Source organism: Oceanicaulis sp., from assembly GCA_040112665.1.
GTDB lineage: Bacteria > Pseudomonadota > Alphaproteobacteria > Caulobacterales > Maricaulaceae > Oceanicaulis.
This window is the reverse complement of sequence record CP157796.1, coordinates 106648-131112: the sequence shown is the minus strand read 5'-3', so window position 1 is coordinate 131112 and position 24465 is coordinate 106648. Positions and strand designations below refer to the sequence as shown.

Genomic DNA, 24465 nt, shown 5'->3' with positions numbered 1-24465 from the left:
TGCGACTGGGCATATTTCCACTATTTCATATTCGGGTATCGAAACAGGCGATTTTTTCGAGGTGTTCATGAGCGAAGCCCCGCGTATTTCCGGTCTGCCGGAAGGCTTCAGTCAGGACAGCCTGCACAAGCTTCCCGTCGCGGTGGTGATCACCGACCCGGCGCTGGACGACAACCCGATCGTCTATGTGAACGACGCGTTCGAGACGACCACCGGGTACGCGCCGGAAGACGCGCTCGGCCGCAATTGCCGTTTCCTTCAGGGGCCGAACACCGATCCGCTCGATCGCGAGCAATTGCGCGAGGCGATCGACAAGCGCGAAGAGATCGCGATCGACATCCTCAATTACCGCAAGAACGGCGAGGAGTTTCATAACCGGCTTCTGGTCACGCCGGTGCGCGCGCAATCAGGCGACGCGCTCTACTTTCTGGGGCTTCAGCACGAAATCGGCGCGGCGAAGAGCTACGCCCGCCGCGCCGCCGAGCTCGACGAACGGCTCAAGGAGCTGCAGCACCGGGTGAAGAACCATCTCGCCCTGATCGTGGCGATGATCCGCGCCCAGGCCAGCGACATGGACCGGCGCGAGGCCTCCCAGATGCTGGCCAAGCGGGTGGAGGCGATCAGCCTTCTTTACTCGAAGATGGATCTGGACTCCGACGGCGGCGAGAGCGAGGTCGATCTCGGCGCCTATGTCGAGCGCGTGAGCGAGGCGATGCAGGCGCTGTCGCAAACCGTGGCGGTGAAGGTCGACGTCCAGGCCGAGACCGTCACGATGGCGGTCGAGGACGCTGCGCGGGTGGGGCTGCTGGTCTCGGAGATCCTGACGAATGCCCTCAAGCACGCCTTCGACGATCGCGCCGAAGGCGACGCGGCGGTGAAGGTGTCGCTGAAACGCAGCGATGACGCGCTGAAGCTGATCGTCGAGGACAATGGCGGCGGCCTTGACGGCGCGGACTGGCCGGACAGCGAGAGCCTGGGCGGCCAGATCGTGCTCGATCTCGTCCGGCGTCTGAAAGGCGAACTCGACGTCCGGAGCGCCGAGAGCGGCGTGAAGGTCGAACTCAGCCTGCCGGGCTGAGGGCGAGGTTAGGCGCGCCGCGCTTGGCGCGGGACGCGGCCCGCGCTACATCGCGGCCATGACCGAAGATCGCTATTCCAAGCTCGAACAGCTCGGCGCGAAGACCGACGCGCCGGCCGATCCCGACACCGCCGTGCTGGAGCGGGTGGAGAACCCGTCCGCTGACGGCGACTATCTCATCCGCTTCACCTGCCCGGAGTTCACCTCGCTGTGCCCGGTGACCGGACAGCCCGATTTCGCGCACATCGTGATCGACTACGCGCCGGCGCGCTGGATCGTGGAGAGCAAGTCGCTGAAGCTCTACCTGCAGAGCTTCCGCAATCACGGCGCCTTCCACGAGGCCTGCACAATGCAGATCGGCCAGCGCCTGGTCGACGAGCTGTCGCCCAAATGGCTGCGGATCGGCGGATACTGGTATCCGCGCGGCGGTATTCCGATCGACGTGTTCGGCCAGTGGGGCGAAGTGCCGAAAGGCCTCTGGATCCCCGATCAGGGCGTCGCGCCCTATCGCGGACGGGGCTGACTCTCCTGACATGATGACCGGTGATCCTGACGAAAAGTCAGGTCTTATTGACACGCGTGTCTATGTCAGGTATGCCTGACTAAAGGTCAGTAATACCTGAAAGGAGACGTCATGACCCGATCACAGGAAGCTTCGTCCGCCGGCGCCGCGGCCTCGGTCGCGCCGGTCGCCCCGCTCGCGCCGGTGAGCCTGTCCGGCTTTTTCGCCGCCGCGTTCGCCGCGGTCTGCCTTATCGTCCTCGCGACTGTCGGGGCCGAGGCGCAGGAGCGCGTTCATCTGACGACCGAAGGTTCGGGACCCGACATCGTCTTCGTGCCCGGCCTGGCTTCGCCCGGAGAGGCGTTCGCAGAGATCGGCGCCTCGCTGGACGGCCGGTCGAGCTATGTCGATCTCGCCGGCTTCGCCGGCACGGCCCCGGTGGCCGGCCTGGACGCCTTCATTGGTCCGGCCGCCCAGGATCTCGCAGACGCGCTGGCCGCGCGCGACATGACCGGCGTCGTTCTGGTCGGCCACAGCCTGGGCGGTCAGATCGCGCTGCAGACCGCAGCCGCCGCCCCGGACCGGGTCGCCCATGTCGTGCTGATCGACTCCGCGCCCTTCACCGCCGCGCTGATGCAGCCCGGCGCCGATCCCGAGCAGGTGACGGCCCGCCGCCCGGCCATGGTCGAGCAGTTCATGGCGATGGAGCGCGACGCGCTCATGGCGATGATGGAGCAGGGCCTGCCCATGCAGGTCACCTCCGCGGAAGACCAGGAGCGGGTGATGGGCTGGATCGAAGGCTCCGACCAGCGTGCGCTGGCAGTGGCCAGCTCGGAGATTTTCGGCGGCGATCTGCGCCCTGTGCTCGACGGCGTGCGCGCCCCGGTGACGCTCATCTATCCCGGCCAGCCCGGCGGTCCGATCGCCGAGCGCTACGCCGCCCAGTACGAGCGGCTGGACCGGTTCGACATGCACGCCGTGCCCGACTCGCGGCATTTCGTGATGCTCGACCAGCCCGAAGCCGTGATCGGTATCCTTCAAGCTGTCGTGGAGCGCGTTCAGAAATGACACCTGCCGGCAAACGATACGCTCTGACTTTCTCGCTCGCCATGATCGCCTACGGCGTCATGGTGGTCGGTGCGCCGCTGCTGGACGACGCCATGGACCTGCCGGACCCGGCGCGCCTGGTTCTCGCCCTCGCGCCGGTCGTGCCTGCGCTTTTCGGGATGCGGGAATTCCTCGTCTATCACCGCAGCATGGACGAGGTGCAGGCCCGCATTCAGTCCGAGGCGATCCTGATCGCGGCCGGCGTGGTGGCGTTCGCCAGCTTCGGCTGGGGCTTCGTGGAGCTCTGGATGGATGCGCCGCGGATCCCGATCCTGTGGGTGCTGCCTGCGCTCGCGGCGGTGTGGGGGATCGCCACGCCCTTCGTGGCGAGGCGGTATCGATGAAAAACCGCATCCACGTCCTGCGCGCCGAGCGGCGCTGGAGCCAGGCGGCTCTCGGCGAACGCGTCGGCGTCTCCCGCCAGGCGATCAACGCGGTCGAGACCGAAAAGCACGACCCCTCCCTCTCGCTCGCCTTCAAGATCGCCGAGGCGTTCGAGCTGAAGATAGAGGACGTCTTCGATCCCAAGGCCTGACGGGCGCGGCGTTCATCTATCCGCCGGGTGCATGAACGCCGCGCTCATCTACCCCTCGGAAAGCTGAACGCCGCGCTCCGCTTCCGTTCAGCGCGGGCCCGCCAGTCTCCTCCTTGCGTCAGGCGGCATGCGCCTGATCGAAACCGAGGAGACACCGAAGATGAAATTCCGCACGCTTCTGGCCGCAGGCCTCAGCCTCGCAACGGTCGTCGGCACGGCCGCCGCCGCCGAGGCCCAGCCGCGCAACCGCGTCGACATCAATCAGTCGGGCTATTCCAACGAGATCGGCGGGCGTCAGCTCGGCCATCGCAACCGGCTCTACGTCGAACAGCGCGGCTCGCGTCAGTACGTCTCGACCTATCAGGACGGTCTGAGGAACGGCGCCACCGTCGCCCAGTACGGCCGCGGCAACGCCGCCGCGCTGGACCAGTACGGCCGCTCGAACTCGGTCGTGATCGGTCAGGACGGTGCCTATAACGGGGCCTACAGCTACCAGTACGGTACGCGCAACCAGGCCGGCATCGCCCAGTTCGGGACCGGTCACCGCGCCACCACCGATCAGGTCGGCCGCAACAACATGGTCGGCGTCATCCAGGCGGGCCGGGGCCAGAGCGCGAACGTGCGCCAGACCGGCTCGGGCAACGTGACGCTGGTCATCCAGGGTCAGCACTGATCCGCCTCCGGCCCCTCGCATTTCGCGCGGGGGGCCGGGCGAGGTCCCTTCGAGAGGAGACCGTCATGAAAACCTTCATTCTCGCCTTGCTGACGGGGGCCGGCGCTCTGGGCGCGGTCGCGCTCGCCGATCCGCCCTCGGCGCCGCCCACGTTCGAACCGGAAGCCCCGGGCCTGTGCCAGCTAAGCTTTCACCGCGACACGGTTCTGGCGTCGGCGGCGTCTGTGAACGCGGCGGAGTGGTTCCTGTCGGTGCGCGCGCCGGGCATGCGGGCCGAACAGAGCGGGCCGCTTTACGGCGACACCGTACAGCTCGACCCGCTAAGCCGCATCGTCGTGCGCCATGACGCGCCCCTCGGCGATCATCCCGGCGCTCGCGGCCCCGGCGGGGCGCGCGGCGACGGCCCGATCCGCGCCGCGCTCGAACTGCGCGATTTGGACGGGCGGGTCGTGTGTACCGATTCGCTGTTCGTCGCGCCCGATCAGGGCGCTGCGCGCCGGCGCTGATCTACGCCGCGTCGAGGGCGTGAAGCGCGTCCTCGACGCCGGCGTGGAAGCTGAGGCCTTTGAGGATCTTCGGATCGGCGAACCCGGTCTCGACCACGTGGCGCAGCAGCGCCTCGAGCGGCGCCCAGAACGCATCGTCCAGAAAGGCGGCCGGCTTTCTGTGCCGGCCCAGCTGGCCCAGCATGACCATGTCGAAGATCTCTTCGAGCGTGCCTGCGCCGCCGGGCAGAATGAGAAAGCCGTCCGCCTCCTCGACCATCATCGCCTTGCGCGCGGCCATGGTGGCGGTGATGCGGATCTCCGCGCCTTCCTGGCGGCCCTCGACGGGGATCAGGAACTCGGGGATCACGCCGAACACCTTGCCGCCTTCGTCGAGCGCGGCTCTCGCGCACACGCCCATCAGACCGCGCTCGGCGCCGCCATACACAAGCCGGTCGCCGCGCCGGGCGATCGCCCGGCCTGCGGCCTCGGCCAGGGCTTCATAGCGGGGATCGCCGCCTGTCCGGGTCCCGCAGAAGACGCAGATGCTCCGCATTTTCGCCCCATCGCGTGCTGAAGATACTGTTTACGCGGCGTTGAATAGCGCCGCCGAAGCGGCCAGCATAGGCCGCGCTGACAGACTGGCGTGAGACTTGCTTCGCGCCCCGCCCCATCGAAGGGTCGCCGTCCGGGAGAGTTTCATGGCCGCAACGCGGTCCTTCTTCATCGCCGCCGTGCTTCTCGTCGCCGCCGTCGCCGCTGCGGCCGCCTTCATCGTCACCCGATCCGGCCCCGAGCCGGCCGAGCCCGCAGCGCCGGGAACCGGCGGAGCCGCCGTGCAGGCAACGGCGCCTGAAAGCGAGGAGCGCAGCGCGCTGTCGCCGCCCAGCTTCGACATCGTGCGCGTCGATCCGCGCGGCACCGCCGTCGTCGCCGGACGCGGCGCGCCGGGCGCCCGGGTCGCGCTGATGGCCGGGGACCGCGAGATCGCCTCGGTCGAGGTCGAGGACAGCGGCGAGTGGGTGATGATCATCGACCAGCCGCTGCCTGCCGGGTCGGTCGAGCTGTCGCTTCTGATGACCACGCCGGGCGGTCAGGAGATCCGGTCTGAACAGATCGTCGTCGTCGCCGTGCCCGAAAGCCGCGATGCGACACCGCTGGTCGTGCTCGGCCGTCCGGGCGAGGCGAGCCGCGTGCTGCAAAGCCCGTTCGACGGGGTGTCCACCGGGCCGCTCTCGCTGGAAACCGTGGACTATGATGAAAGCGGCACGGTGATCTTCTCGGGCCGGGCCACGCCGGGCACGCGCGTGCGGGTGCTGGCCGACGGCGAGATGGTCGGCATGACGCGCGTGGACGCCGAGGGCCGCTGGTCGCTGGAGGCCGGCGCGCAGTTCGAGCCGGGCGTCTACGATCTGCAGGTCGACATGCTCGACGAGGAAGGCCGCGTGCTCGCGGTCATCGCGCTGCCGTTCGAGCGCGCCAGCGCCGAGGAGGCGATCGCCGCCCGCCAGGCGGGCCGCGTGGTCGTCCAGCCGGGCAATTCGCTGTGGCGGATCGCGCGCCGGCTCTACGGCGACGGCTTCCAGTACACGGTGATCTACCAGGCCAATCGCGATCAGATCCGCGATCCGAACCTCATCTATCCCGGTCAGGTCTTCAACGCGCCCGGCGAAGAGGGCTGAGCGCGGACTGGCGCGCGGTCGCGCTGCGGCCTAAGTAAGCGCCCATGAAAGACCCGGCCTACAAGGACGTCCTGGAAGGACCCGCACCGGAAGGCCGGCTGTCCGAAGCCGTCTCCCGGCTCGTCGACATCCTCGCCTCCGACGACATGCGCCGCTGGCGGCCGCGCATGGCGATCGCCTTCGTCATCACGCTGGTGGCCAAGGGCTTTTCCGTCGCCGCTCCAGTGGCGTTCGGCGAGGGCGTGAACGCGATCACGGGCGGGATCGGAGACGACGGCGCGATGACCGGCGCTTTCGCCGCCGCGGCGGGGCTGTTCCTGGCTTACGGGCTCCTGCGCTTCGCCTCGACCGGCGCGCCCCAGCTGAGGGACGCGATCTTCGCGCCGGTCAGCAACGACGCCCAGCGGCTGACCGCCGTGCAGGGCTTCGCCCACGTGCAGTCGCTGAGCCTGGGCTATCACCAGACCAAGCGCACCGGCGCGGTGAACCGCATCATCGACCGCGGCGCGAACGCGGTCGATTTCCTGCTGCGCTTTCTGGTCTTCAACATCCTGCCCGCGCTGGCCGAGCTGCTTCTGGCCGCGGTCGTCGCGGCCGTGCTCTACGGCTGGGAGTTCTCGGTCATCATCGTCGCTGCGGTGCTGGGCTATGCGGCGCTGACCTGGTCGATGACCGAGTGGCGGGTGAAGCTGCGCCGTCAGATGAACGAGGCGGACACCGAGGTGAACGCCCGCGCCGTCGACGCGCTTTCCAATTTCGAGACCGTGAAGGCCTTCGCCGCTGAAAAGCGCGAGACGGGCCGGTTCAACTCGGCGAAGTCGCGCTACGCCGAGGCTGCGTCGAAATCCCAGCAGAGCCTCGCTGCGCTCAACGCCGCGCAGGCGGCGGTGATGAACGGCGGGCTTCTGGCCGTCGCGCTTCTGGGCGCCTGGAAGGCGTTCGCCGGCGAGCTTCAGGCCGGCGACATCGCGGCGCTGACGCTCATGCTCATGCAGGTCTACCAGCCGCTGAACATTCTGGGATGGGCGTATCGGGAGATCAAACAGGCCAGCGTCGATCTCGAACGCCTGTTCCAGACGCTGCGGCTGAAGCCCGAGGTCGCCGACGCGCCGGACGCCGAACCGCTTCGCGTCACTGGCGGCTCGGTGCGGTTCGAGGACGTCAGCTACGCCCATGACGGGCGCTCGCGCAGCGTCGATCATGTGAGCTTCGAGATTCCCGCCGGCGCCTATGTCGGCCTCGCCGGGCCGTCGGGGGCGGGCAAATCCACCCTGCTGCGGCTTCTTTTCCGCTTCTACGATCCTGACGAGGGCCGGGTTCTGATCGACGGTCAGGACGTCTCGAAGATCACCCAGGAAAGCCTGCGCGAGAAGCTCGGCCTCGTCCCGCAGGAGGTCGTGCTGTTCAATTCATCGCTGCGCGAGAACATTCTCTACGGCCGTCCCGACGCCGACGAGGACGCGTTGTGGGACGCGGTCGAGCGCGCGCGCCTGAAAGACTTCGTCGAGCAATTGCCCAAAGGGCTCGACACCAAGGTCGGCGAGCGCGGGCTGAAACTTTCCGGCGGCGAGAAGCAGCGCGTGGGCGTGGCCCGGGCGATCCTGAAGGACCCGCCGATCCTGATCCTTGATGAAGCCACCAGCGCGCTCGACAGCCAGACCGAAGCCGAGGTGCAGGCCGCGCTCGCCGAAGCTGCGCGCGGGCGCACGACCATTGCGGTCGCGCACCGCCTGTCGACCATCGCGCGGGCCGATCTGATCCTGGTGATGGAAGACGGCAGGCTGACCGAAATCGGCCCGCATTCGGAGCTTCTGTCCGCAGACGGCCGCTATGCCGCGATGTGGCGAAAGCAGGCCGAAGCCGCCTAGCCCACCCGTCGATAGACCCCGTCCACGACGATGTCCGCGCCGAGCGCGTCGAGATAGGCGCGCATCACCGCTTCGAGCTGGTCGAGATCGGTGACGCGGCAGAAGCCCTCGGGATCGAGACGGACGCCGTGCTCGGCGAGTTTCGCCTCGCCGAGATCGGAGCAGGCGGGCTGGTGGTAGCTGACCACCGCGCCGCCCTCATAGGTCCAGGCGACGCCGTAGCCGACCCCGTCCTCGCGCGGCAGCTGGACGAGGTAGAGGTTCTCGTGAAGCGCGCGGAAGCGGGCGTTCTGGTGGGGGAAGTTTTCCTCTCCGCTTTCATAGCGGCGACGGGTGTTCTCGATCGGTCCGCGCCAGGTCTCGATATCCCACTCCGTCCCGTCCGGATGGGTGGGCCAGTGCGCCCAGACCCCGTCCTGAAGCGGAGTGTTCGCGCCCCAGAAGCCGATCAGCTCGTCTTCGCTGGTGAAGCACCCGGCGAGGAAAAGCGCGCAAACGACGGCGAGCGCGGTTCTCATCGTGTCCGCTGCAGGAGCGAGAAGCCTGCAAGGCGGCCTTCTTCTTCGCGGCGTGCATCCGACGCTTCGATATAGGCCAGCAGGCCTGCACGCAGCTGTTCGTCGGTTTCCGCGCGGCAGACGTCCTCTTCGTCGAGCGCGAGGCCGATTTCGGCGCGCACTTCCGGTTCGATCATGTCGCAGATCGGGATTTCAGTGAGGAAGCGCGCCCGGCCGTCCCGCCTTATCAGCGTGTACATGTAGGCGTCGTCGGCGAAGCCTTCCGCGCCGGGCGGGTGGCGCACCGCCCAGATGTCCCTTGCGAGGCGGAAGTAACGCGCATCGGCATAGGGAAAGTCCGGATCGGTCTCGGCGAAGATCTGCCCGTCGACCCGCTCGATCCGGCCGGTCCAGTCGGGCTCTGCGGGCTCGGGCCCCTGGGAGTCTTCAGCCTCGTCCCAGCGCGCATAGAGCCCGCTCGGGATCGGCGAGGCCGTCTCGCGGCCCGGCTCCAGCGGCTCGACCGAGGCGAAACACGCCGCGGCGGCGAGACCCGCCAGAACGATCAGGCTCGCGCGGAAGGCCGCCGCCAGCGGCTTCACGGCGTGTTCCCGTAAAACGGTTCGCAGGCCTTGATCAGCCAGTCCGCCGTATCGCCGTCGACCAGCGGCAGGACTTTTTCGCGCACCTCGGCGTGATAGGCGTCCAGCCAGGCGATCTCCTCGGAGGTGAGCAGCGTCAGGTCCACTAGCCCACGATGGATCGGCGCCATGGTCAGCGTCTCGAAGCCGAGCATCTTGCGGTCGCCGCCCTGGATCTCGGCGGGCTGGGTGACGAACTGCAAGTTCTCGATCCGGATGCCGTAATGGCCGACCCGGTAATACCCCGGCTCGTTGGAGACGATCATGCCAGGCTTCAGCGCGACCGTGTTCGGCGCCTTGGAGATGCGCTGCGGGCCTTCATGGACGCCCAGATAGCTGCCCACCCCGTGCCCGGTGCCGTGATCATAGTCATGGCCCGCCATCCACAGCGGCGCGCGCGCCAGCGCGTCGAGCGCCGCGCCGGTCGTGCCTTCGGGGAAGCGGATCACGGTGAGCGCGATATGGCCCTTCAGCACCAGCGTGAAATGGCGGCGCTGGGCCTCGCTGGGCTGGCCGATCGGCACGGTGCGGGTGATGTCGGTGGTGCCGTCGGGATACTGCCCGCCGGAGTCCACAAGGTACAGCGAGCCCTGTTCGAGCTTGCGGGTCGAAGCGGTGTTCACCCGGTAGTGCGGGAAGGCGCCGTTCGGGCCCGCCGCGCTGATCGTCTCGAAGCTGATGTCCTTGAGATCGGATGAAGACCGGCGGCATTCCTCGAGCTTGATCGCCGCCTCGATCTCGTCGACCTCGCCGGACTGGGCGATGGTGTCGATCCAGTGCAGGAACTTCACGATGGCCGCGCCGTCGCGGACATGGGCCGCCTTCGCGCCTTTGATCTCGACGGAATTCTTGCAGGCCTTGGGCAGGGCGACCGGGTCGGGCCCGCGCTTCACGCTGGCGCCGCCGTCTTCAAGCTGCTGAAACACCCAGACCGAGCTGACGGCTGGATCGACCCGGACGGTCTTGCCCGACAGCGCCTTCAGCCCGTCGCCGAACTCGGTCTCCGCGCGCACGCCGACCTCGTTGCCCAGATGGGCGCGGGCCGCGTCGGTGAGCTTTTGCTCGTTGATGAAGAGGGTGGCGCGGCCGTCCTTTTCGAGGATCGCGGCGCTCAGCGGCAGCGGGGTGCAGGCGACGTCGCCGCCCCGCAGATTGAACAGCCAGGCGATCGAGGCCGGGTCGGTGATCACCGCGGCGTCCGCGCCGGAGTCGGCGATGTCGCCGGCGACGCGGCGGCGCTTGTCGGCGTGCTCTTCGCCCGCGAACGCGATCGGATGGGGATGCACTTTCGCAGCCGGCGCGGCGGGACGGTCCTCCCAGGCCGCGTCGATCGGGTTTTCATCGACCGCGACCAGCTGCGCGCCGGCGCGCTCGGCCGCTTCGGAAAGCCGCGCCAGGGCGTCGGGCGAGTGCAGTTTGGGGTCATAGCCGATGGTCTCGCCGCGCCTGGCGTTGCGGCGGATCCAGCCCGCGATCCCGTCCCCGCCCAGATCGGCGTAGGCGTAAAGATCGTTGTCGACCTGGTTTTTGACCTGCTCGGTGTAGCGCCCGTCGACGAACACCGCGGCGCGGTCGGCCATCACGATCGCCGCGCCGGCCGAGCCGGTGAACCCGGTCGCCCAGGTCAGACGCTCGGCGTTCGCGGGCAGGTATTCGTTGTTGTACTCGTCCTCGTGAGGGATCACGAAGCCGTCCAGGCCCGCGCTTTTCAGCGCCTGGCGCAGCTTGGGCAGGTTCTCGCGGCCGAACTCGGGGCCGCCCTTGACGTGGAAAGTCTGGATTTGCTGGGTCATGGCCGGACGCTACGCCCCTGCGCGCCCGGTTTCAATCGCCCTTGTGCGACAGGCGCGCAGACCGCCTCACGCCGCCAGAGGCCAGAGCGTCTTCAGATCGTCGTTGAGCATGTGGCGGGCCTTCTCCGCCTCGCCGGGATCGATGTGCCGGCCGACGACCGCGAGCACGGCCCTCGTCGTCGCCTCGGGATCGTTCAACAGTGCGTCGTCAGGATCGAAGCGCTCGGCGAGCCGGGTCAGGAACTCGGTCTTCGACCGCACGGTGTCGGGCTGCCGGGCGGGCGCGAACTGCTCGTAATAGAACCCGCGCACCAGGATCGGCAGCTGGGCGCCGAGCTGTGTCGCCGGCTCGGTCGGGATGCGGTCGCGCACCGTGATCAGCACGCCCTTGAGCGCGCGATAGGCCGCCTCGCGGTCGGGCAGGCCGGCCTCCTCCTCGATCTCCTTGAGGATGACGTTCGTCTTGTGCACGGCGTCGTCGAGCGAATTGACTTTGGTGTCGGCCATCTGGACCTCCGTGTGTCGCCGGATTTGCGGACCGGTGCGCCGCTGCATGCGCGCTGCGCAGATCAGGCTTGCGAAAGCGTGTGTTTGCGCTGCGCTCCGCCGGGCGCATATCGCGGTCCTGTCCCGACCAAAACGACGAGCCTGAAGCCATGTTCCACCACGACGACCATCTGCGCCTGACTGCTTGCTCGGGCCTGAAAACCCTGCAGCGCGGCGAAGCCGCCGGCGTGCGCGCGCGTCCGCGCAACACCGATCTCGCAGCCTTTCTGGATCGCGCCGGTCTCGCCGGCCGCGCGCGCAAGCTCTAGGACTTCCGCCGCGCCCGGAAGAAGCCGCGGAGCAGGTCCGCGCTTTCCTCGGCCCTGACCCCGCCCAGCGTCTCGGTCCGCCAGTGGCAGGTGGGCTGGGTGAAAAAGCGCGGGCCGTGCTCGACCGCGCCGCCCTTGGGATCGGACGCGCCGTAGACCAGCCGGCCGATCCGCGCATGGCTGATCGCGCCCGCGCACATCGCACACGGCTCCAGCGTGACGAAAAGCTCGAGCCCGGTGAGCCTGTAATTGCCCAGCGCCCGGGCGGCGGCGCGGATGGCGGCGATCTCGGCGTGGGCGGTCGGATCATGGCCTGCGATGGGCGCGTTGCCGCCCTCGGCGATCACCTGATCGGTGGCCGGATCGACGATCACCGCGCCCACGGGCGTTTCGCCCGCAGCCGCGGCGGCTTGCGCTTTGGCGAGGGCCAGCCCCATAAAGCGGTGATCGCGGTCGTCCATGACCGCTTGGTAATCCCGCCCGGAGCGCCCGGTAAAGCCTTGACCGACACAGATCCCGAAGACGACGGCCCTGACGCCGGCGAGGAAAGCGGCGGAGAGCGCATCGCCAAGGCGCTCGCGCACGCCGGCGTCGCCTCGCGCCGCGAGGCCGAACGGCTGATCGAGGCGGGCCGGGTGAGCGTGAACGGGGTGACCCTGAAAAGCCCGGCGGTGAAGGTGCGGCCCGGCGACGAACTCGCCGTGGACGGCCAGCCGGTCGGTCCGCGCCCGCCCACGAAGGTCTGGCGCTATCACAAGCCCAACGGGCTTCTGACCACCCATCACGATCCTCAGGGCCGAGAGACCGTGTTCGACCGCCTGCCGGCCGAGCTGGGCCGGGTGATCAGCGTGGGCCGGCTCGATCTCAATTCCGAAGGCCTGCTCCTTCTGACCAATGACGGCGAGCTCGCCCGCGTGCTGGAGCTGCCGCGCACCGGCTGGACGCGCCGCTACCGGGTACGCGCGTTTGGTAAAGCGGACGACGCGGCGCTCGCCAGGCTCGCCGACGGCGCAGTGGTCGAGGGGATCGCCTACGGACCCGTAGAGGCGGTGGTGGACCGGCGCACCGGCTCGAACGTCTGGCTGACCGTCAGCCTCAAGGAAGGCAAGAACCGCGAGGTCAGAAAGGTGCTCGCCAGCGTCGGGCTGACCGTGAACCGGCTGATGCGGGTGGCCTACGGGCCGTTCCAGCTGGGCTCGCTCAAGCGCGGCGAGGCCGAGGAGGTCAAGCGCTCGGTTCTGCGCGATCAGCTGGGCAAGCTCTACCCGCTCGATCCCGACGGCTATCCGGTCCGCGCCGGCGACGCGCCGAAGCCTGAAAAGACCGGCACGGCGAAAGCCAGGCCCAAGCCCGCCCGGCCGGGCCTCAAGCCCAAACCGCAGAACAAGTCCGCTTGGGCCAAAGCGTCTCCGAAGGCCGAGCCCGGCCACAAGGCGCGCAAGCGCGCGGAGAAGTCCAAGGCCGAGCGCGGCGAGCTGACTTCGAAGAAAGACCATGCGCATCGTCGCCGGCGCACATAGGGGCCGGCCGATCGCCGCGCCCAAAGGGCTCTCCACCCGGCCGACGACCGACCGGGTGCGCGAAAGCGTGTTCAACAAGCTCGCGCACGCGCCCTGGGCGCCGGAGCTGGAAGGCGCGCGGGTGATCGATCTGTTCGCCGGGTCGGGCGCGCTCGGGCTCGAAGCGATCAGCCGGGGCGCGGCGTTCTGCCTGTTTGTGGAGACCGAGGCCGCCGCGCGCGGGGCGATCCGCACCAATGTCGAGACGCTTCAGCTTTACGGCTGCACCAAGCTTCACCGGCGCGACGCGACCGATCTGGGCAGGAAGCCGGAAAAGGTCGGCGCGCCGTTCGATCTCGCCTTCGCTGACCCGCCCTACGGCAAGGGGCTGGGCGAGCGGGCGCTGGAGAAGCTCGCCGCGGGCGGCTGGCTGAAGCCCGGCGCGATCGCCGTGCTGGAAGAAAGCGCGCGCGCTGAGGTCGCCCCGCCCGAAGCCTTCACCGAACTCGACGCGCTGGACGCGGGCGAGACGGCGGTGCGGTTCTTTCGTTTCGGCTGATCAGCCTGCCGGCGTGGCTTTCGGGCGTCTCGCGCGCAACGGATCGTCGGCGAGCCGCAGCACGCCGAAAACCGCAGCGCCGGAGGCCAGGAGCAGAAGCAGGATCTTAAGGCCTGCGATGCGGACCGCGGCAGCGCGGTCGGCCCGGGCCTCCTCGATGATCCCGGCTACGCCCTCCTGGGCGAACCGGCTCCGGAGCACGCCGAGATCGAAATAGACCGGCAGGCGCTCTTCCCGCCAGAAGGTGCGGTGGGAAACGTCGAGCGCGTCCGTATAGCCCGCCTCGATCAGCGCGGCCCGCGCCGCGGCCAGCCGATCGGGGTCGGCGCCGGCCAGGGTCGCCGAGAGCGCCTCACCCCAGCCGGGGCCCGCCAGCTTCTTGAAGCCGTCGGTCAGGGCGGCCTGCGGGGCGATGGCTTCGATGAGCACCGGATGGCTTTCCACCATGAGCGCGCCGTCTGCGAAGGCGAGCAGACCGATCGAGGTCTCGATCGCCACCCGTTCCTGCAGCCGGGCGATCATCACGAAAGCGGTGGAGAAGGCGGGGTCGGCGATGTCCGAGCGTGCGAACTCGTCGGCGAGCCCGTCGAGAAAGCTCGAGATCACGTCGGTATAGGCGTCGACAGCGGGATCCAGTGCGACCCCGGTGTCCTCACCCAGCGCTCTGGCCCGTTCCAGGCCGGAGAGCGAGGCGCGTAACCGGTCCAGCGCGGCATCGCCCAGGACGGGGGACGTCTCGGTGGAGCGGGCGAACATGGTCTCGATCGTCCGGTCGGTGTCGCGCCGCCGCTCGAGCAGAACCTGACGGGACACCATTTCGGGGTTCATCCGGAAGGTGGCCGCGTTGGTGCGTTCGATCTGCAGATCTTCGAGCACGACGGCCGCGTCGGCGGCGAAGGCGGAGACCGCCGCCGCCGTGTTCACCCGCTCGGTCGTGCGCGCCAGCGTGGTCAGCGCGCTGGCGCCGACGATGACGAGCGCCACCATCGGCGCGAGCAGGACGAGACCCAGCCAGGGCAACCTGTCGTCGGACATGTTTCGCCTCAAAGGGAAAGTCTATACAGAGCCAACCGAACTGTGAGGCAGTAAATATCGATTTGTGGTTAACCGTAAGCAGTTTCCCGCTCACCGCCGGCCGAAGAGCCGCTCGATATCGGCGAGCTTGAGCTCGACATACGTGGGCCGGCCGTGATTGCACTGGCCTGAATGCGGCGTGGCTTCCATCTCGCGCAGAAGCGCGTTCATCTCGTCGCCCGTGAGCCTGCGGCCCGAGCGTACCGAGCCGTGACAGGCCATCGTGCCGACCACCTCTTCGAGCTTTTCCTTCAGGGACAGAGCCTCGTCATACTCGGTCAGCTCGTCGGCGAGGTCGCGGATGAGGCCCTGTACATCGAGGCGTTTGAGGAGCGCCGGGGTCTCGCGCACGCAGACCGCCCCGCCGCCGAAAGGCTCGATGACCAGCCCCAGCTCGGCGAGTTCTTCGGCGCGGTCGAGCACGCGGCGGGCCTCGGCTTCGTCAAGGTCGACGATTTCTGGAACAAGAAGCGCCTGCCGCGCAACGCCGGTCTGTTTGAGCTGGCTTTTCATCCGCTCGTAGACCAGCCGCTCATGGGCGGCGTGCTGGTCGACGATCACCAGCCCGTCCTCGGTTTGGGCGATCACATAGGTGGCGTGCACCTGCGCGCGCGCCACACCCAGCGGATAGCGCGGGGCGGGTTCGCCGGATTCGGTGTCCAGGCCGGTTTCGGTGTTCGCTGCGCCGGGCTCGACCCGCGCGCTCATTTCCGGTGCGAAGCCGTAATCGGGCTCGGCGGCGTAGGCTCCGCCGCCGGATGCGGCGTGATCGGCCAGCGCGCGCTCCCAGCTCGGCGAAGGACGCGAGGCCCAGCCGCCGGCGCGCGCCAGCGGCGGCGCGGACGGGCTAGAGCCGGGCTGAACCCGGCCCAGCGCATAGCCCGCCACGGTGGTCGAGGCGCGGTGTCCGGCGCCGGCCAGCGCATGGCGCAGCGCGCCCACGATCAGCCCGCGCACCAGCCCGGCGTCGCGGAAGCGCACCTCGGCCTTGGCGGGATGGACGTTCACATCGACCTGGTCTGTCGGCAGATCGACATAGAGCGCGACGACCGGGTGACGGTCGCGGGCGAGGAAGTCCTGATAGGCGCCGCGCACCGCGCCCACCAGCAGCTTGTCCTTCACCGGCCGGCCGTTGACGAACAGGAACTGATGCTGGTTCGAACCCCGGTTATAGGTCGGCAGCGAGGCGAAGCCGGTGAGCCTGATCCCTTCGCGCTCCTGATCGATCAGAAGCGCGTTCTCGCCGAAATCCGCGCCGAGCACGCTCGACAGCCGGGCGCGCCGGGCTTCGGCCGGATCGTCCTCGGTCTCCGCCGGGCAGCTCAGCCGCGACCGGCCCTCGCTCGAAAGGAAGAACCCGACATCGGCGCGCGACAGGGCGAGGCGCTTGAGGACGTCGGCCACCGCCGTCGTCTCCGCGCGCTCGGACTTGAGAAATTTCAGCCGGGCGGGCGTGGCGTAGAAAAGATCGCACACCTCCACCCGCGTGCCGCGCCGGCCCAGCGGCGGGGCGGGGCGGGGACCGTCCTTCGCGCCGCCGGTGACCGAAAGCTCGAAGCACTCGCCCAGCTCCTCGGTCTGGCTGGTCAGCGTCAATCGCGCGACAGAGCCGATCGAGGGCAGGGCCTCGCCACGAAACCCCATCGAGCCGATGTTCAGAAGATCGTCCCGGCCGTCCGCGCCGACGGGAAGCTTGGAGGTGGCGTGCCGCTCGACCGCGGTCTCGAGATCCTCCGCGCCCATGCCGCAGCCGTCGTCCTCGACCACGATGCGCACCAGCCCGCCGCCCTCGATGGTGACGTCGATCCGGTGCGCGCCGGCGTCCAGGGCGTTCTCGACCAGCTCCTTGACCGCGCTCGCAGGCCGCTCGACCACCTCGCCTGCGGCGATGTGATTGATCGTCTCCGGCGAAAGGCGGCGAATGCGGGGCATCGGGCCAGCCTCGCGAGGCGGGCTGAGTCGGTCAAGCGGGCGGGGCTGTGGTGCACCGCCCATCCAATCGCACCCGCAACGCGCGCGCCCGCTTCAGCGTTGAGCGTCGGGATGCTAGGGTTCGGCCCATGACGGGAGACGCCATGAACGCCTTTGATCGCGACTTCACCGGGGAAGCCCATCTCGAATACGGGGATGCGGACTATCTGATCCTGAAACCGGGCTCGTACGTGACCTGTGCGGTGACCGGGGAGAAGATCTCCATTCCGCAGCTGAAATACTGGAGCGCGGAGCACCAGGAAGCCTATGTCGACGCCTATGCGGCGACCAAGCGCTGGCTGGAATTGAACGGCGGTCCCGCCGGCGCGCCTGCGCCCGGAGCGCGCTGATGTTCGCCCTGCTGCTAACCTTGCTGGCCGCCGGCCTTCAGGACGCCGCGGCGCCTGAAACCCCCGGCGAGGCCGATCCGGTTGGCGCGCTGATCGAGGCGGTGGCCGAGGTCGAGCCGATCGCCTGCGCCGGCGAACACCGACAGGGCGCGGCGTTGATCTGCCGGACCGCGCCGGGCGCGGAGGTCACGATCGGCGACGTCACCGCGACGGCCAGCGAAGACGGCTGGGTGGTGATCGGCCATGACCGCGACGCCCCGGCCGAGACCACGCTGCGCGTCGCTCACGAAGGCGCGGTCTATGAGCGCACGGTCGAGGTCGAGCAGCGCGAGTACGACATCCAGCGCATCGAGGGCGTGCCCCAGCAATACGTCTCCCCGCCGCCCGAAACGCTCGAGCGCATCCGCCGGGAAGGCCGCATCAAGGCGTCCGCCTACACCTCGCTGTGGGAGCGTCCGGGTTTTGCTGAAGGCTTCGTCATGCCCATCGAGGGCGGGCGTCTGACCGGGGTGTACGGCTCGCAGCGCTACTATAACGGCGAGCCACGCCGGCCCCATTACGGCATCGACATCGCCGCGCCCGGCGGCACGGCGATCACCGCGCCCGCGCCGGGCGTGGTCACGCTGGCCGATCCGGACATGTATTTCGAGGGCGGGCTGATCTTCATCGATCACGGCCAGGGCTTCACCAGCGCCTTCCTGCACCTGTCCGAAGTCGACGTCGAGGTCGGCGACGTGGTCGAGCAGGGCCAGCGCATCGGCGCGGTCGGCGCGGGCGGCCGGTCAACCGGCGCGCATCTGGACTGGCGGATCAAATGGCGCGGCCGGTATATCGACCCCGCCGCCGTGGTCGAGGTTCAGCCCGCGTCCTTGCGGTAGAGGCTCTTCTCAAACCGCCGGTGCACCCAGAACCATTGCGAGGGCGCGCGGCGGATCTGGTCCTCGATGAAGCGGTTCACCTTCGTGACCAGCTCAAGGATCGCCGCGGCGTCCTTGCCCTCGGGCTTTTCGAAAGGTTCGAAGACGGTGATCTTGAACCGGCAGCCGTCCTTCCGGACGATGCTCATCGGCACCAGCGGACAGTTGTATCTCAGCGCCATGCGGGCCGGGCCAGACGCGGTCATCGCCTCGCGGCCGAAGAAGGGCGCGGCGATCCCGTCATTCATCTTCTGATCGTTCATCAGGGCGACCGAGGCGCCCTGTTTCAGCGCCTTCATGATCTCCTTGGCGCCGGTCTCGCCCTTGGGCGCGAAGACGTTCACCCCGTAGGCCTGGCGCTGGGCGATGATGGCGCGGTCGATCTGAGGGTTGTTGGCGTGCCGGTAGGTGATCCGGCAGTCCTTCATATGCCGCACGATGACCGCCGGCATCAGCTCCCAGTTTGCGAAATGACCGCCCACCAGCACCGCAGGCTGACCAGCCCGGTCGAATTCGCGAAGGATGTCGATCCCCTCGACCTCGAGCTGGTCGGAGCCCTCGGAAAAATCGAAGCGGTGGGTGTTGGGGAACTCGCCCAGAAGCCGGCCGAAATTGTCCCACATCGCGTCGAGCAGGCGGTCGAGTTCGCGTTCGCTCGCTTCGGGGAAGGCGATCTTCATGTTGGTGCGCGCGACGTGCTGGACCGAGGCCAGCGGGCCGATCCGGCGCATCAGCGCCGCGCCGAAATCGGACGCGCGCTCGAGGCTCATCGACCGGAACAGCCCCTGATAGGCGTTCCAGCCGGCGGTCTCGGCGGAAAAGGCGATGCGCTGGGCGAAGGACGTCATCGGTCCTGACTAGCGGCGACCGGCGAAGGCGTCCACTGCGTCCTGTATCAGCGCGTCCAGCCGGGCGGGCTCTGCGAAGCGGGCGCGCACCGGCCAGGCGGCGACCGAGCCCTGCACCTCGCCGGGCAGACGCACCCAGTCCTTCTCGGTGGTGACAAGGCTCGCCCCGTGCGCCGCGGCCAGGTCTGCGAGCTGGTCGAGCTCGGCGCGGGTGAAGCGGTGATGGTCGGGAAAGCTTGCGGTCTCGACGAGCTCGCCGCCCGCGCGGGTCAGCGCGTCGTAGAATTTCTGCGGCCGGCCGATTCCGGCGAAGGCGAGCAGCGGCCCTGAAGGCGGCGGCGCTTCGGGCTCCAGCCAGGCGCGCAGCACGGGTTTTTCGAGCCGGTCCAGTCCCAGACCGGCGTAATCGGGTTCGTAGCCTTGCTCAGGGGTCATCACCACGACCGCGTCGGCGCGGGCCAGACCGGCCTCGACCGGCTCGCGCAACGGACCCGCGGGAAAGATTCCGCCCGGCCCCCAGCCGGTCATCGCGTCGACCACGACGATGGAGCGGGTCTTTGAAAGCTTGGGGTTCTGGTGGCCGTCATCCATGACCACGATGTCCGCGCCTTCAGACGCCGCCAGACGGGCGCCCTCGACACGATCGGGATCGACATAGGCCGGCGCGGCCCGCGCGATCAGCAGCGGCTCGTCCCCGGCCTCGCGGGCGGTGTGCAGCTTGGGATCGACCCGCACCGGACCTTTCAGCGCGCCGCCCCAGCCCCGGCTCAGCCCGGCCGGGCTGAGACCCAGCCCGCGCGCCGCCTCGATCACCGCGATCGTCACCGGGGTCTTGCCCGTCCCGCCCACGGTGAGATTGCCCACGCAGATCACCGGAACGGGCGCTGGCGCAGGCGTCGTCGTCGCGATCCGCCTCGCCGTGGCGAAGGCGTAGAGCGCGCCGACAGGGCTCAGAAGCGCGCGGGCGAGGCGGGAGGAGGAGCGCGGCGCGTCCGCGTCCCAGAAAGCGGGCGGTCTCATCGCGGCGCCCTCCGGTCGAGCAGCGCTTCGAGCGCTTCAATCGTGGCCGCCATCGCGCCGCCGCTCAGGTCTGACAGGGCGCGCTCTCCGGCCTCGGCAGTCGGGCCTTCGCCAGCCCAGGCGTCCAATACGGCGCGGGCGATCCCTGCGGCGTCAGCGGCGACCCGCCGCGCGCCGTGCCGGTCGTAAGCGGCCATGACGTCGGCGAAGCTCGCCGCGTAAGGTCCTGTTATCACCGCAGAACCGGCGCGCGTCGCCTCGATCGGGTTATGCCCGCCAATGCCGTCGATCAGCGTGCCGCAGATCACCGACACCGGGCTCAGAGCGAACCACAGCGCCATTTCACCCAGCGTGTCGGCGAGCCAGACGGGCGTTTCCGGCGCCGGCAAGGCGCCGTCGGAGCGCACGGCGTGGGCGAGGCCGGCATTGTTCAGCGCGGCCGCGGCTTCGCCTGCGCGCTCGGGATGGCGGGGCGCCAGGATCATCAGCGCGTCGGGGCGGTCTTTCACGATCAGCCTGTGCGCCTCGGCCAGGATCGCCTCCTCGCCCGAATGCGTGCTTGCGGCGACGAACACCGGCCGGCCGGCGACGGCGGCGCGGGCTTCTGCGAGCGCTTCGGGGTCGGGATCGGCGAGCCCGGCTTCAAGCTTGAGATTGCCGGTCGGCGCGATCGGGCGGCCCGTAAGCGCGGCGAGACCCTCGGCGGTGCGCTGGTCGGCCGGGCCGATATGGGAAAACCGCGACAGCAGCGTCCGGGCCGTGCGGGGAAAGCGCGACCAGCTTTCAAGCGAGCCTTCGTTCATCCGCGCGTTCACCAGCGCCAGCGGCACGCCGGCGCGCGCCGCCGCCTCGATGAGGTTCGGCCAGAGCTCGCTCTCCACGAAGACGCCGAGATTGGGCTTCCAGTCGGCGATGAAGTCCGACGTCCAGCCCGGCGTGTCGACAGGCGGGAACTGATGGATCGTCCGCGCGGGCGCGCGGCGGGCGATCAGGGCGGCGGACGTCCGCGTGCCGGATGTGATGAGGAAGGACAGATCGGGCCGGCGCTCGCCCATCGCCGCGGCGAGGCCGAGCGCGACCTGGCTTTCACCCACGCTTGCGGCGTGAAGCCAGACGAGCCGGCCTTCGGGACGCGCTGCGCCAGGCGCGCCGAAGCGTTCGCCGAGCCGGTCGGGGTCTTCCTTGCCCAGCCGCGCCCGGCGCCGGATCGCGAAGCGGGCGAGCGGGCCGAGCAGAGCGGTCACGGCCCGGTAAAGCGTCAGCCCCGGCGCGCTCACGCCGTGCGCTCCGGCGCGAGCGGGGCGGGCTCGATCGCTTCGCCGCGGCACAGCCTGTCTGCGCGCGAGGTGGCGTCGTTCAGCCGTTCTTCGAGGAGCGCGCGCGCCGCCTCGACGGCCTCGGGGCCGGCGTCTGCGGCGATCTCGATCGGCGCGCCGTAGACGATGGCGCCTTTTCCGAACGGCAGGGGCAGCATGAACCGGTCCCAGGAACCGAACACCTTCGCCCGGCTCATCGACCACCCGACAGGCAGGATCGGGACGCCTGCCGCCCTGGCGAGCCTCACCGATCCTGCGCCGGCGCGCATGCGCGGGCCGCGCGGCCCGTCCGGCGTCATCGCCATGCAGCCGCCCGCTTCGAGCCGGCGCGCCATTTCACGAAAAGCGGAGAGCCCGCCCTTTTCCTTGGCCTTTTTCGCGTTGCGCGAGGAGCCGCGCACCACGCCGACCTTCTGAAACTGCGCCACCCGGCTGACGATGTCGCCCTCGCGGGAGCGGGAGATGAGGATGGATGCCGGCTGGGCGTGCTCCGGCCAGACCGCGATGGTCATCAGGATCCGTCCGTGCCAGACGCAGCCCACCACGCCGCGGCCCGAACGCCAGACCGGTTCGGCGTGCTCGAGCCCCTCGCGCGTCCAGCGCGTGGTCGCCTTGCACAAGCTCATATGAGCGGCGACGAGCGCGGCGATCACGGTCTGCACCGGGGCGGAATTGAGAAGCGCTTTGAGCATGCGGCTTTGTGCTTCGCCGCCCCGGCGGCCTTCGTCAAGCGCGGCGCGTGCGTTGCACATCGGGCTCCGCCCGCTTACTTCACCGGTCCATGAGCACGAATCTCGACGATCCGGCGACCTATAAGCGCGCCATGCGGGGGCTGATGTGGGGCGATCACGGCGTGCTGCGCCTGCGCTTTCACAACATGCACCACGTAGGCGGCGAGATGTGGCGCGGCAACCAGCCCAGCCCTGCGCGCCTGAAACAGCTGCGCGACATGGGGTTCAAGACGATCCTCAATCTGCGCGGAACCCAGCCGGGCCGGCATTATTACGACCTTGAACACCACGCCTGCAAAGCGCTGGGGCTCGACATCGTCGATCTGCCCTGGGGCTCGCGCGAGGCGCCCTTCGTGGAGCGGATCGAACGCCTGATCGAGGTCTTCGACCAGATCGAATATCCCGCCTACATGCACTGCAAGTCGGGTGCGGACCGGGCCGGGATCGTGGCGGTGCTCTACAAGCTGCTGCACGAAAAGGCGCCCTTCGAGGAGGCGATCGAGCAGCTCTCCCTGAAATACCTGCACGTCAAGCACGGCAAGACCGGCATGCTCGACCATTTCTTCGAGCTCTACCGCAGGCGCAACGCGCAAGACCCGATCGATTTTCTCGAGTGGGTGCGCACCGAATACGACCGCCAGGCCTGCCATGACGGCTTCATGGCCAGCTGGTGGGGCTCTGCACTCACCGAGGGAATTCTGCGCCGCGAGTAGGTGCATTCCCGAAAGGGTCTGTTTACACCAGATCGGCGAACATCGTTCCGAAGCGTGAGGGCGGAACGATGCCGGGTGAACTCGGACTGAAAGTGCTCGAAGACAGCGGCGTTCTGGTGATCGTGGCCACCGGGCGCAGGGACGTCCGCGCCGGCGAGGAGGGGCTGGCCAAGTTCCTCGACTTCTACAAGGATTGCGAGGCCGATCGCATCCTGTACGATCTTCGCCCGACCGTCTGCGCGACCGAGCCCGGCGTCCTGATGGATCGGGCGATCCGCGCTGTTTCGGTTCTTCGTCCCTCACGCGTCGCGATCCTCGCCACCGATCTCGAGTCCACGATCGCGCGCATCTACCGCAAGGCGATCGCAGACGCCGGTCATGACTGCGCGATCTTCACCTCCGTCGCCGAAGCGCAGGTCTGGCTGGACTGGTCGATGGAATCCGAGGCGCTGCCTCTGGTCTGACCTTACCGGCATGGCGCTTGCACCGAGCCTTCCCTACGCAAGGGAGGATCCCGATGCACGTCGCCGCTCATGTCCGCGCCTTTCAGAGCCGCTTTCCCTCGCTCGTCGACGCCAAGGCCAGCTTCCAGCGCTTCTGGCGAAGGGCGCTGCGCGCGCCGTTCGAACCCGATTTCCGGCTGCTTGAACGCTGGTCGCCCGAACCCGGGGAGGTGTTCGTCGATGTCGGCGCCAATCGCGGCCAGAGCATCGACGCCATCCGGCTGTATCATCCCGACGCGCTGATCCACGCCTTCGAGCCAAATCCGCGCCTCGCCCTGTCCCTCGCCCGGCTGTTTGAGGACGATCCCGCGCTCGCCGTCTATCGCTGCGGCTTGGGGCCCAAGGAAGAGACGCGGCGGCTGTTCGTGCCGGTCTATCGCGGCTTCGTCTATGACGGGCTGGCCTCGTTCGACGCCGAGGAATGCCGCAGCTGGCTCAATGCGAAGACCGTGGCCGCCTTCGATCCCGCAAAGCTCGAAGTCATTGGTTTCGATGCGCGGACCTTCCCGCTCGACCAGCTGGCTCTGCCGGTGGGCTTTCTGAAACTCGACGTGCAGGGCTTCGAACGCGCGGTGCTCACCGGCGCGCGCAAGACGCTGGAGACGTCAGCGCCGCTGGTGCTCATGGAAAACAACACCGACGGCGACGCCTGGCTGTGCGAGGAGCTCGGCTGGACGCGCGCGGCGTTTGAAAACGGGCGGCTGAGCGCTGGGCGCCGGGGCGCGCTCAACACTTTCTACGTCGCGCCGGAGCGCGAGCGGTCGCTGGATCGCGCGAAGCTTCTGGGCTAGCGGGTGCAGCCTGGGGGGGCGGCGACGCTAGCCTCCGAGGAGCCGCCGCGGCAAAGCGCCTGTATCGCGCCAGGCGGCGTAGGCTTCGTCAGCGCGACTGCACCCGCTGCTCTTGCTCGATATGGAGCCGGAGGCGAGGTTGTAGCGGACCTGGCGTTCGAACACATCGACCGCAGTCACGTAAGCGTCGAGCCATGTCTGACGCTCGTCGACGTCTGCGATCGCATCGGCCCGCGCTAACGCTGCATGATGGATGTCGCCGCCGTCCATGCCGCACAGCTCGACATGCACGAGCAGGTTCGCTTCAGGGAAGTCGTCTAACCGGCTCGGCCTCCATGCCGCTTCTGGATCGACGGTTCCGATCGACTTGATCTCGTCGAGACGCGGCGTGTCGACGAACTCGGTGTCGAAAAAGGAGCATCCTGCGAGAAGCAACGACGCTGCGAGACAGGCTGTTACGCGCATGATCGACCTCCGCTGGACATTCTCGGGAGGTT

General features: G+C 68.8%; 30 protein-coding genes. 17 read left to right on the top strand and 13 right to left on the bottom strand.

Annotation, left to right across the window (positions count from 1 at the left end; translation table 11 throughout):
- Positions 1-67: 67 nt before the first annotated feature.
- The 7 genes from ABL308_00730 (at position 68) to ABL308_00700 (ending at position 4401) form a co-directional block, all read left to right on the top strand.
- Positions 68-1078, top strand: coding sequence for a PAS domain-containing protein (locus ABL308_00730; GenBank protein ID XBQ16418.1), 1011 nt, complete (start codon positions 68-70; stop codon positions 1076-1078).
- A 58-nt stretch (positions 1079-1136) separates the two neighbouring features.
- A complete protein-coding gene (gene queF, locus ABL308_00725; protein ID XBQ16417.1) occupies positions 1137-1601 on the top strand; it encodes a preQ(1) synthase in 465 nt (154 codons plus the stop codon).
- A gap of 111 nt (positions 1602-1712) precedes the next feature.
- Positions 1713-2648, top strand: coding sequence for an alpha/beta hydrolase (locus ABL308_00720; protein ID XBQ16416.1), 936 nt, complete (start codon positions 1713-1715; stop codon positions 2646-2648).
- Positions 2645-3031: a hypothetical protein gene (locus ABL308_00715; GenBank protein XBQ16415.1), complete on the top strand. Its 387-nt coding sequence runs from the start codon at positions 2645-2647 to the stop codon at positions 3029-3031. The genes ABL308_00720 and ABL308_00715 overlap by 4 nt, the downstream gene beginning before the upstream one ends.
- Complete coding sequence (locus ABL308_00710) at positions 3028-3222, top strand: helix-turn-helix transcriptional regulator (GenBank protein XBQ16414.1); 195 nt, start codon at positions 3028-3030, stop codon at positions 3220-3222. The genes ABL308_00715 and ABL308_00710 overlap by 4 nt, the downstream gene beginning before the upstream one ends.
- Before the next feature lie 160 nt (positions 3223-3382).
- Positions 3383-3895, top strand: a complete 513-nt coding sequence (locus ABL308_00705) for a curlin-associated protein (GenBank protein XBQ16413.1) — start codon at positions 3383-3385, stop codon at positions 3893-3895.
- Between the two features lie 65 nt (positions 3896-3960).
- A complete protein-coding gene (locus ABL308_00700; GenBank protein XBQ16412.1) occupies positions 3961-4401 on the top strand; it encodes a hypothetical protein in 441 nt (146 codons plus the stop codon).
- 1 nt (position 4402) lies between these two features.
- On the opposite strand, the gene ABL308_00695 is transcribed toward ABL308_00700, so the two are convergent.
- The gene (locus ABL308_00695; protein ID XBQ16411.1) at positions 4403-4936 is read right to left on the bottom strand and encodes a TIGR00730 family Rossman fold protein; all 534 of its coding nucleotides are present in this window, start codon (positions 4934-4936) and stop codon (positions 4403-4405) included.
- A gap of 145 nt (positions 4937-5081) precedes the next feature.
- Between ABL308_00695 and ABL308_00690 the strand changes: the two genes are divergently transcribed.
- Entirely contained in the window at positions 5082-6062 is a 981-nt protein-coding gene (locus ABL308_00690) for a LysM peptidoglycan-binding domain-containing protein (protein XBQ16410.1), read from the top strand.
- A gap of 44 nt (positions 6063-6106) precedes the next feature.
- Entirely contained in the window at positions 6107-7930 is a 1824-nt protein-coding gene (locus ABL308_00685; GenBank protein ID XBQ16409.1) for an ABC transporter ATP-binding protein/permease, read from the top strand.
- Here ABL308_00685 and ABL308_00680 read toward each other — a convergent pair.
- The 4 genes from ABL308_00680 to ABL308_00665 form a co-directional block, all read right to left on the bottom strand.
- The gene (locus ABL308_00680; protein XBQ16408.1) at positions 7927-8448 is read right to left on the bottom strand and encodes a hypothetical protein; all 522 of its coding nucleotides are present in this window, start codon (positions 8446-8448) and stop codon (positions 7927-7929) included. The genes ABL308_00685 and ABL308_00680 overlap by 4 nt on opposite strands.
- Positions 8445-9029: a hypothetical protein gene (locus ABL308_00675; GenBank protein XBQ16407.1), complete on the bottom strand. Its 585-nt coding sequence runs from the start codon at positions 9027-9029 to the stop codon at positions 8445-8447. The genes ABL308_00680 and ABL308_00675 overlap by 4 nt, the downstream gene beginning before the upstream one ends.
- Entirely contained in the window at positions 9026-10861 is a 1836-nt protein-coding gene (locus ABL308_00670; GenBank protein XBQ16406.1) for an aminopeptidase P family protein, read from the bottom strand. Before ABL308_00670 ends, ABL308_00675 begins: the two co-directional genes overlap by 4 nt.
- A 66-nt stretch (positions 10862-10927) precedes the next feature.
- Positions 10928-11368, bottom strand: coding sequence for a DUF2267 domain-containing protein (locus ABL308_00665; GenBank protein ID XBQ16405.1), 441 nt, complete (start codon positions 11366-11368; stop codon positions 10928-10930).
- A 149-nt stretch (positions 11369-11517) separates the two neighbouring features.
- Here ABL308_00665 and ABL308_00660 point away from each other — a divergent pair, with 149 nt between their 5' ends.
- Positions 11518-11676: a hypothetical protein gene (locus tag ABL308_00660; protein XBQ16404.1), complete on the top strand. Its 159-nt coding sequence runs from the start codon at positions 11518-11520 to the stop codon at positions 11674-11676.
- Here the strand turns inward: ABL308_00660 and tadA are convergent.
- On the bottom strand, positions 11673-12137 hold the full coding sequence (tadA, locus tag ABL308_00655) for a tRNA adenosine(34) deaminase TadA (protein XBQ16403.1): 465 nt from the start codon (positions 12135-12137) through the stop codon (positions 11673-11675). The two genes, ABL308_00660 and tadA, sit on opposite strands and share 4 nt — an antisense overlap.
- Before the next feature lie 39 nt (positions 12138-12176).
- On the opposite strand from tadA, the gene ABL308_00650 reads away from it, so the two are divergent.
- A complete protein-coding gene (locus tag ABL308_00650; protein XBQ16402.1) occupies positions 12177-13196 on the top strand; it encodes a pseudouridine synthase in 1020 nt (339 codons plus the stop codon).
- Positions 13171-13734 carry a 16S rRNA (guanine(966)-N(2))-methyltransferase RsmD gene (rsmD, locus tag ABL308_00645; protein ID XBQ16401.1) on the top strand — a complete coding sequence of 188 codons (564 nt, stop codon included), beginning with the start codon at positions 13171-13173 and terminating at the stop codon, positions 13732-13734. The genes ABL308_00650 and rsmD overlap by 26 nt, the downstream gene beginning before the upstream one ends.
- On the opposite strand, the gene ABL308_00640 is transcribed toward rsmD, so the two are convergent.
- Together ABL308_00640 and mutL are read right to left on the bottom strand one after the other, a co-directional pair.
- On the bottom strand, positions 13735-14769 hold the full coding sequence (locus ABL308_00640) for a nitrate- and nitrite sensing domain-containing protein (protein XBQ16400.1): 1035 nt from the start codon (positions 14767-14769) through the stop codon (positions 13735-13737).
- Between the two features lie 90 nt (positions 14770-14859).
- Complete coding sequence (gene mutL / locus ABL308_00635; GenBank protein ID XBQ16399.1) at positions 14860-16740, bottom strand: DNA mismatch repair endonuclease MutL; 1881 nt, start codon at positions 16738-16740, stop codon at positions 14860-14862.
- A 143-nt stretch (positions 16741-16883) separates the two neighbouring features.
- Between mutL and ABL308_00630 the strand changes: the two genes are divergently transcribed.
- A complete protein-coding gene (locus tag ABL308_00630) occupies positions 16884-17129 on the top strand; it encodes a DUF2093 domain-containing protein (GenBank protein ID XBQ16398.1) in 246 nt (81 codons plus the stop codon).
- Positions 17129-18007: a M23 family metallopeptidase gene (locus ABL308_00625; protein ID XBQ16397.1), complete on the top strand. Its 879-nt coding sequence runs from the start codon at positions 17129-17131 to the stop codon at positions 18005-18007. Before ABL308_00630 ends, ABL308_00625 begins: the two co-directional genes overlap by 1 nt.
- Here ABL308_00625 and ABL308_00620 read toward each other — a convergent pair.
- The 4 genes from ABL308_00620 to ABL308_00605 are packed head-to-tail and all read right to left on the bottom strand — an operon-like array spanning position 17986 to position 21922.
- A complete protein-coding gene (locus ABL308_00620; GenBank protein XBQ16396.1) occupies positions 17986-18894 on the bottom strand; it encodes a lysophospholipid acyltransferase family protein in 909 nt (302 codons plus the stop codon). The two genes, ABL308_00625 and ABL308_00620, sit on opposite strands and share 22 nt — an antisense overlap.
- A gap of 9 nt (positions 18895-18903) precedes the next feature.
- Positions 18904-19914: a tetraacyldisaccharide 4'-kinase gene (lpxK, locus tag ABL308_00615; GenBank protein XBQ16395.1), complete on the bottom strand. Its 1011-nt coding sequence runs from the start codon at positions 19912-19914 to the stop codon at positions 18904-18906.
- Positions 19911-21191, bottom strand: coding sequence for a glycosyltransferase N-terminal domain-containing protein (locus tag ABL308_00610; GenBank protein ID XBQ16394.1), 1281 nt, complete (start codon positions 21189-21191; stop codon positions 19911-19913). Before ABL308_00610 ends, lpxK begins: the two co-directional genes overlap by 4 nt.
- Entirely contained in the window at positions 21188-21922 is a 735-nt protein-coding gene (locus tag ABL308_00605) for a lysophospholipid acyltransferase family protein (protein XBQ16393.1), read from the bottom strand. Before ABL308_00605 ends, ABL308_00610 begins: the two co-directional genes overlap by 4 nt.
- Before the next feature lie 89 nt (positions 21923-22011).
- Here ABL308_00605 and ABL308_00600 point away from each other — a divergent pair, with 89 nt between their 5' ends.
- The 3 genes from ABL308_00600 to ABL308_00590 all read left to right on the top strand — a co-directional run bounded on the left by ABL308_00600 (position 22012) and on the right by ABL308_00590 (position 23968).
- Entirely contained in the window at positions 22012-22674 is a 663-nt protein-coding gene (locus ABL308_00600; GenBank protein ID XBQ16392.1) for a hypothetical protein, read from the top strand.
- 68 nt (positions 22675-22742) lie between these two features.
- Positions 22743-23138: a hypothetical protein gene (locus tag ABL308_00595; protein XBQ16391.1), complete on the top strand. Its 396-nt coding sequence runs from the start codon at positions 22743-22745 to the stop codon at positions 23136-23138.
- 53 nt (positions 23139-23191) lie between these two features.
- The gene (locus ABL308_00590; protein XBQ16390.1) at positions 23192-23968 is read left to right on the top strand and encodes an FkbM family methyltransferase; all 777 of its coding nucleotides are present in this window, start codon (positions 23192-23194) and stop codon (positions 23966-23968) included.
- Between the two features lie 27 nt (positions 23969-23995).
- On the opposite strand, the gene ABL308_00585 is transcribed toward ABL308_00590, so the two are convergent.
- A complete protein-coding gene (locus ABL308_00585) occupies positions 23996-24433 on the bottom strand; it encodes a hypothetical protein (GenBank protein ID XBQ16389.1) in 438 nt (145 codons plus the stop codon).
- Positions 24434-24465: the final 32 nt, after the last annotated feature.

Bases quoted from the DNA above. Each gene is read 5' to 3' on its own strand.
- ABL308_00585 (XBQ16389.1), bottom strand. From the start codon at position 24,433: ATGCGCGTAACAGCCTGTCTCGCAGCGTCGTTGCTTCTCGCAGGATGC.
- ABL308_00680 (XBQ16408.1), bottom strand. From the start codon at position 8,448: ATGAGAACCGCGCTCGCCGTCGTTTGCGCGCTTTTCCTCGCCGGGTGC.
- ABL308_00705 (XBQ16413.1), top strand. From the start codon at position 3,383: ATGAAATTCCGCACGCTTCTGGCCGCAGGCCTCAGCCTCGCAACGGTC.
- ABL308_00640 (XBQ16400.1), bottom strand. From the start codon at position 14,769: ATGTCCGACGACAGGTTGCCCTGGCTGGGTCTCGTCCTGCTCGCGCCG.
- ABL308_00590 (XBQ16390.1), top strand. From the start codon at position 23,192: ATGCACGTCGCCGCTCATGTCCGCGCCTTTCAGAGCCGCTTTCCCTCG.
- queF (XBQ16417.1), top strand. From the start codon at position 1,137: ATGACCGAAGATCGCTATTCCAAGCTCGAACAGCTCGGCGCGAAGACC.
- ABL308_00690 (XBQ16410.1), top strand. From the start codon at position 5,082: ATGGCCGCAACGCGGTCCTTCTTCATCGCCGCCGTGCTTCTCGTCGCC.
- mutL (XBQ16399.1), bottom strand. From the start codon at position 16,740: ATGCCCCGCATTCGCCGCCTTTCGCCGGAGACGATCAATCACATCGCC.
- ABL308_00625 (XBQ16397.1), top strand. From the start codon at position 17,129: ATGTTCGCCCTGCTGCTAACCTTGCTGGCCGCCGGCCTTCAGGACGCC.
- ABL308_00620 (XBQ16396.1), bottom strand. From the start codon at position 18,894: ATGACGTCCTTCGCCCAGCGCATCGCCTTTTCCGCCGAGACCGCCGGC.
- tadA (XBQ16403.1), bottom strand. From the start codon at position 12,137: ATGGACGACCGCGATCACCGCTTTATGGGGCTGGCCCTCGCCAAAGCG.
- ABL308_00595 (XBQ16391.1), top strand. From the start codon at position 22,743: ATGCCGGGTGAACTCGGACTGAAAGTGCTCGAAGACAGCGGCGTTCTG.
- ABL308_00710 (XBQ16414.1), top strand. From the start codon at position 3,028: ATGAAAAACCGCATCCACGTCCTGCGCGCCGAGCGGCGCTGGAGCCAG.
- ABL308_00600 (XBQ16392.1), top strand. From the start codon at position 22,012: ATGAGCACGAATCTCGACGATCCGGCGACCTATAAGCGCGCCATGCGG.
- ABL308_00730 (XBQ16418.1), top strand. From the start codon at position 68: ATGAGCGAAGCCCCGCGTATTTCCGGTCTGCCGGAAGGCTTCAGTCAG.
- ABL308_00670 (XBQ16406.1), bottom strand. From the start codon at position 10,861: ATGACCCAGCAAATCCAGACTTTCCACGTCAAGGGCGGCCCCGAGTTC.
- lpxK (XBQ16395.1), bottom strand. From the start codon at position 19,914: ATGAGACCGCCCGCTTTCTGGGACGCGGACGCGCCGCGCTCCTCCTCC.
- rsmD (XBQ16401.1), top strand. From the start codon at position 13,171: ATGCGCATCGTCGCCGGCGCACATAGGGGCCGGCCGATCGCCGCGCCC.
- ABL308_00700 (XBQ16412.1), top strand. From the start codon at position 3,961: ATGAAAACCTTCATTCTCGCCTTGCTGACGGGGGCCGGCGCTCTGGGC.
- ABL308_00665 (XBQ16405.1), bottom strand. From the start codon at position 11,368: ATGGCCGACACCAAAGTCAATTCGCTCGACGACGCCGTGCACAAGACG.
- ABL308_00695 (XBQ16411.1), bottom strand. From the start codon at position 4,936: ATGCGGAGCATCTGCGTCTTCTGCGGGACCCGGACAGGCGGCGATCCC.
- ABL308_00685 (XBQ16409.1), top strand. From the start codon at position 6,107: ATGAAAGACCCGGCCTACAAGGACGTCCTGGAAGGACCCGCACCGGAA.
- ABL308_00660 (XBQ16404.1), top strand. From the start codon at position 11,518: ATGTTCCACCACGACGACCATCTGCGCCTGACTGCTTGCTCGGGCCTG.
- ABL308_00630 (XBQ16398.1), top strand. From the start codon at position 16,884: ATGAACGCCTTTGATCGCGACTTCACCGGGGAAGCCCATCTCGAATAC.
- ABL308_00715 (XBQ16415.1), top strand. From the start codon at position 2,645: ATGACACCTGCCGGCAAACGATACGCTCTGACTTTCTCGCTCGCCATG.
- ABL308_00605 (XBQ16393.1), bottom strand. From the start codon at position 21,922: ATGCTCAAAGCGCTTCTCAATTCCGCCCCGGTGCAGACCGTGATCGCC.
- ABL308_00720 (XBQ16416.1), top strand. From the start codon at position 1,713: ATGACCCGATCACAGGAAGCTTCGTCCGCCGGCGCCGCGGCCTCGGTC.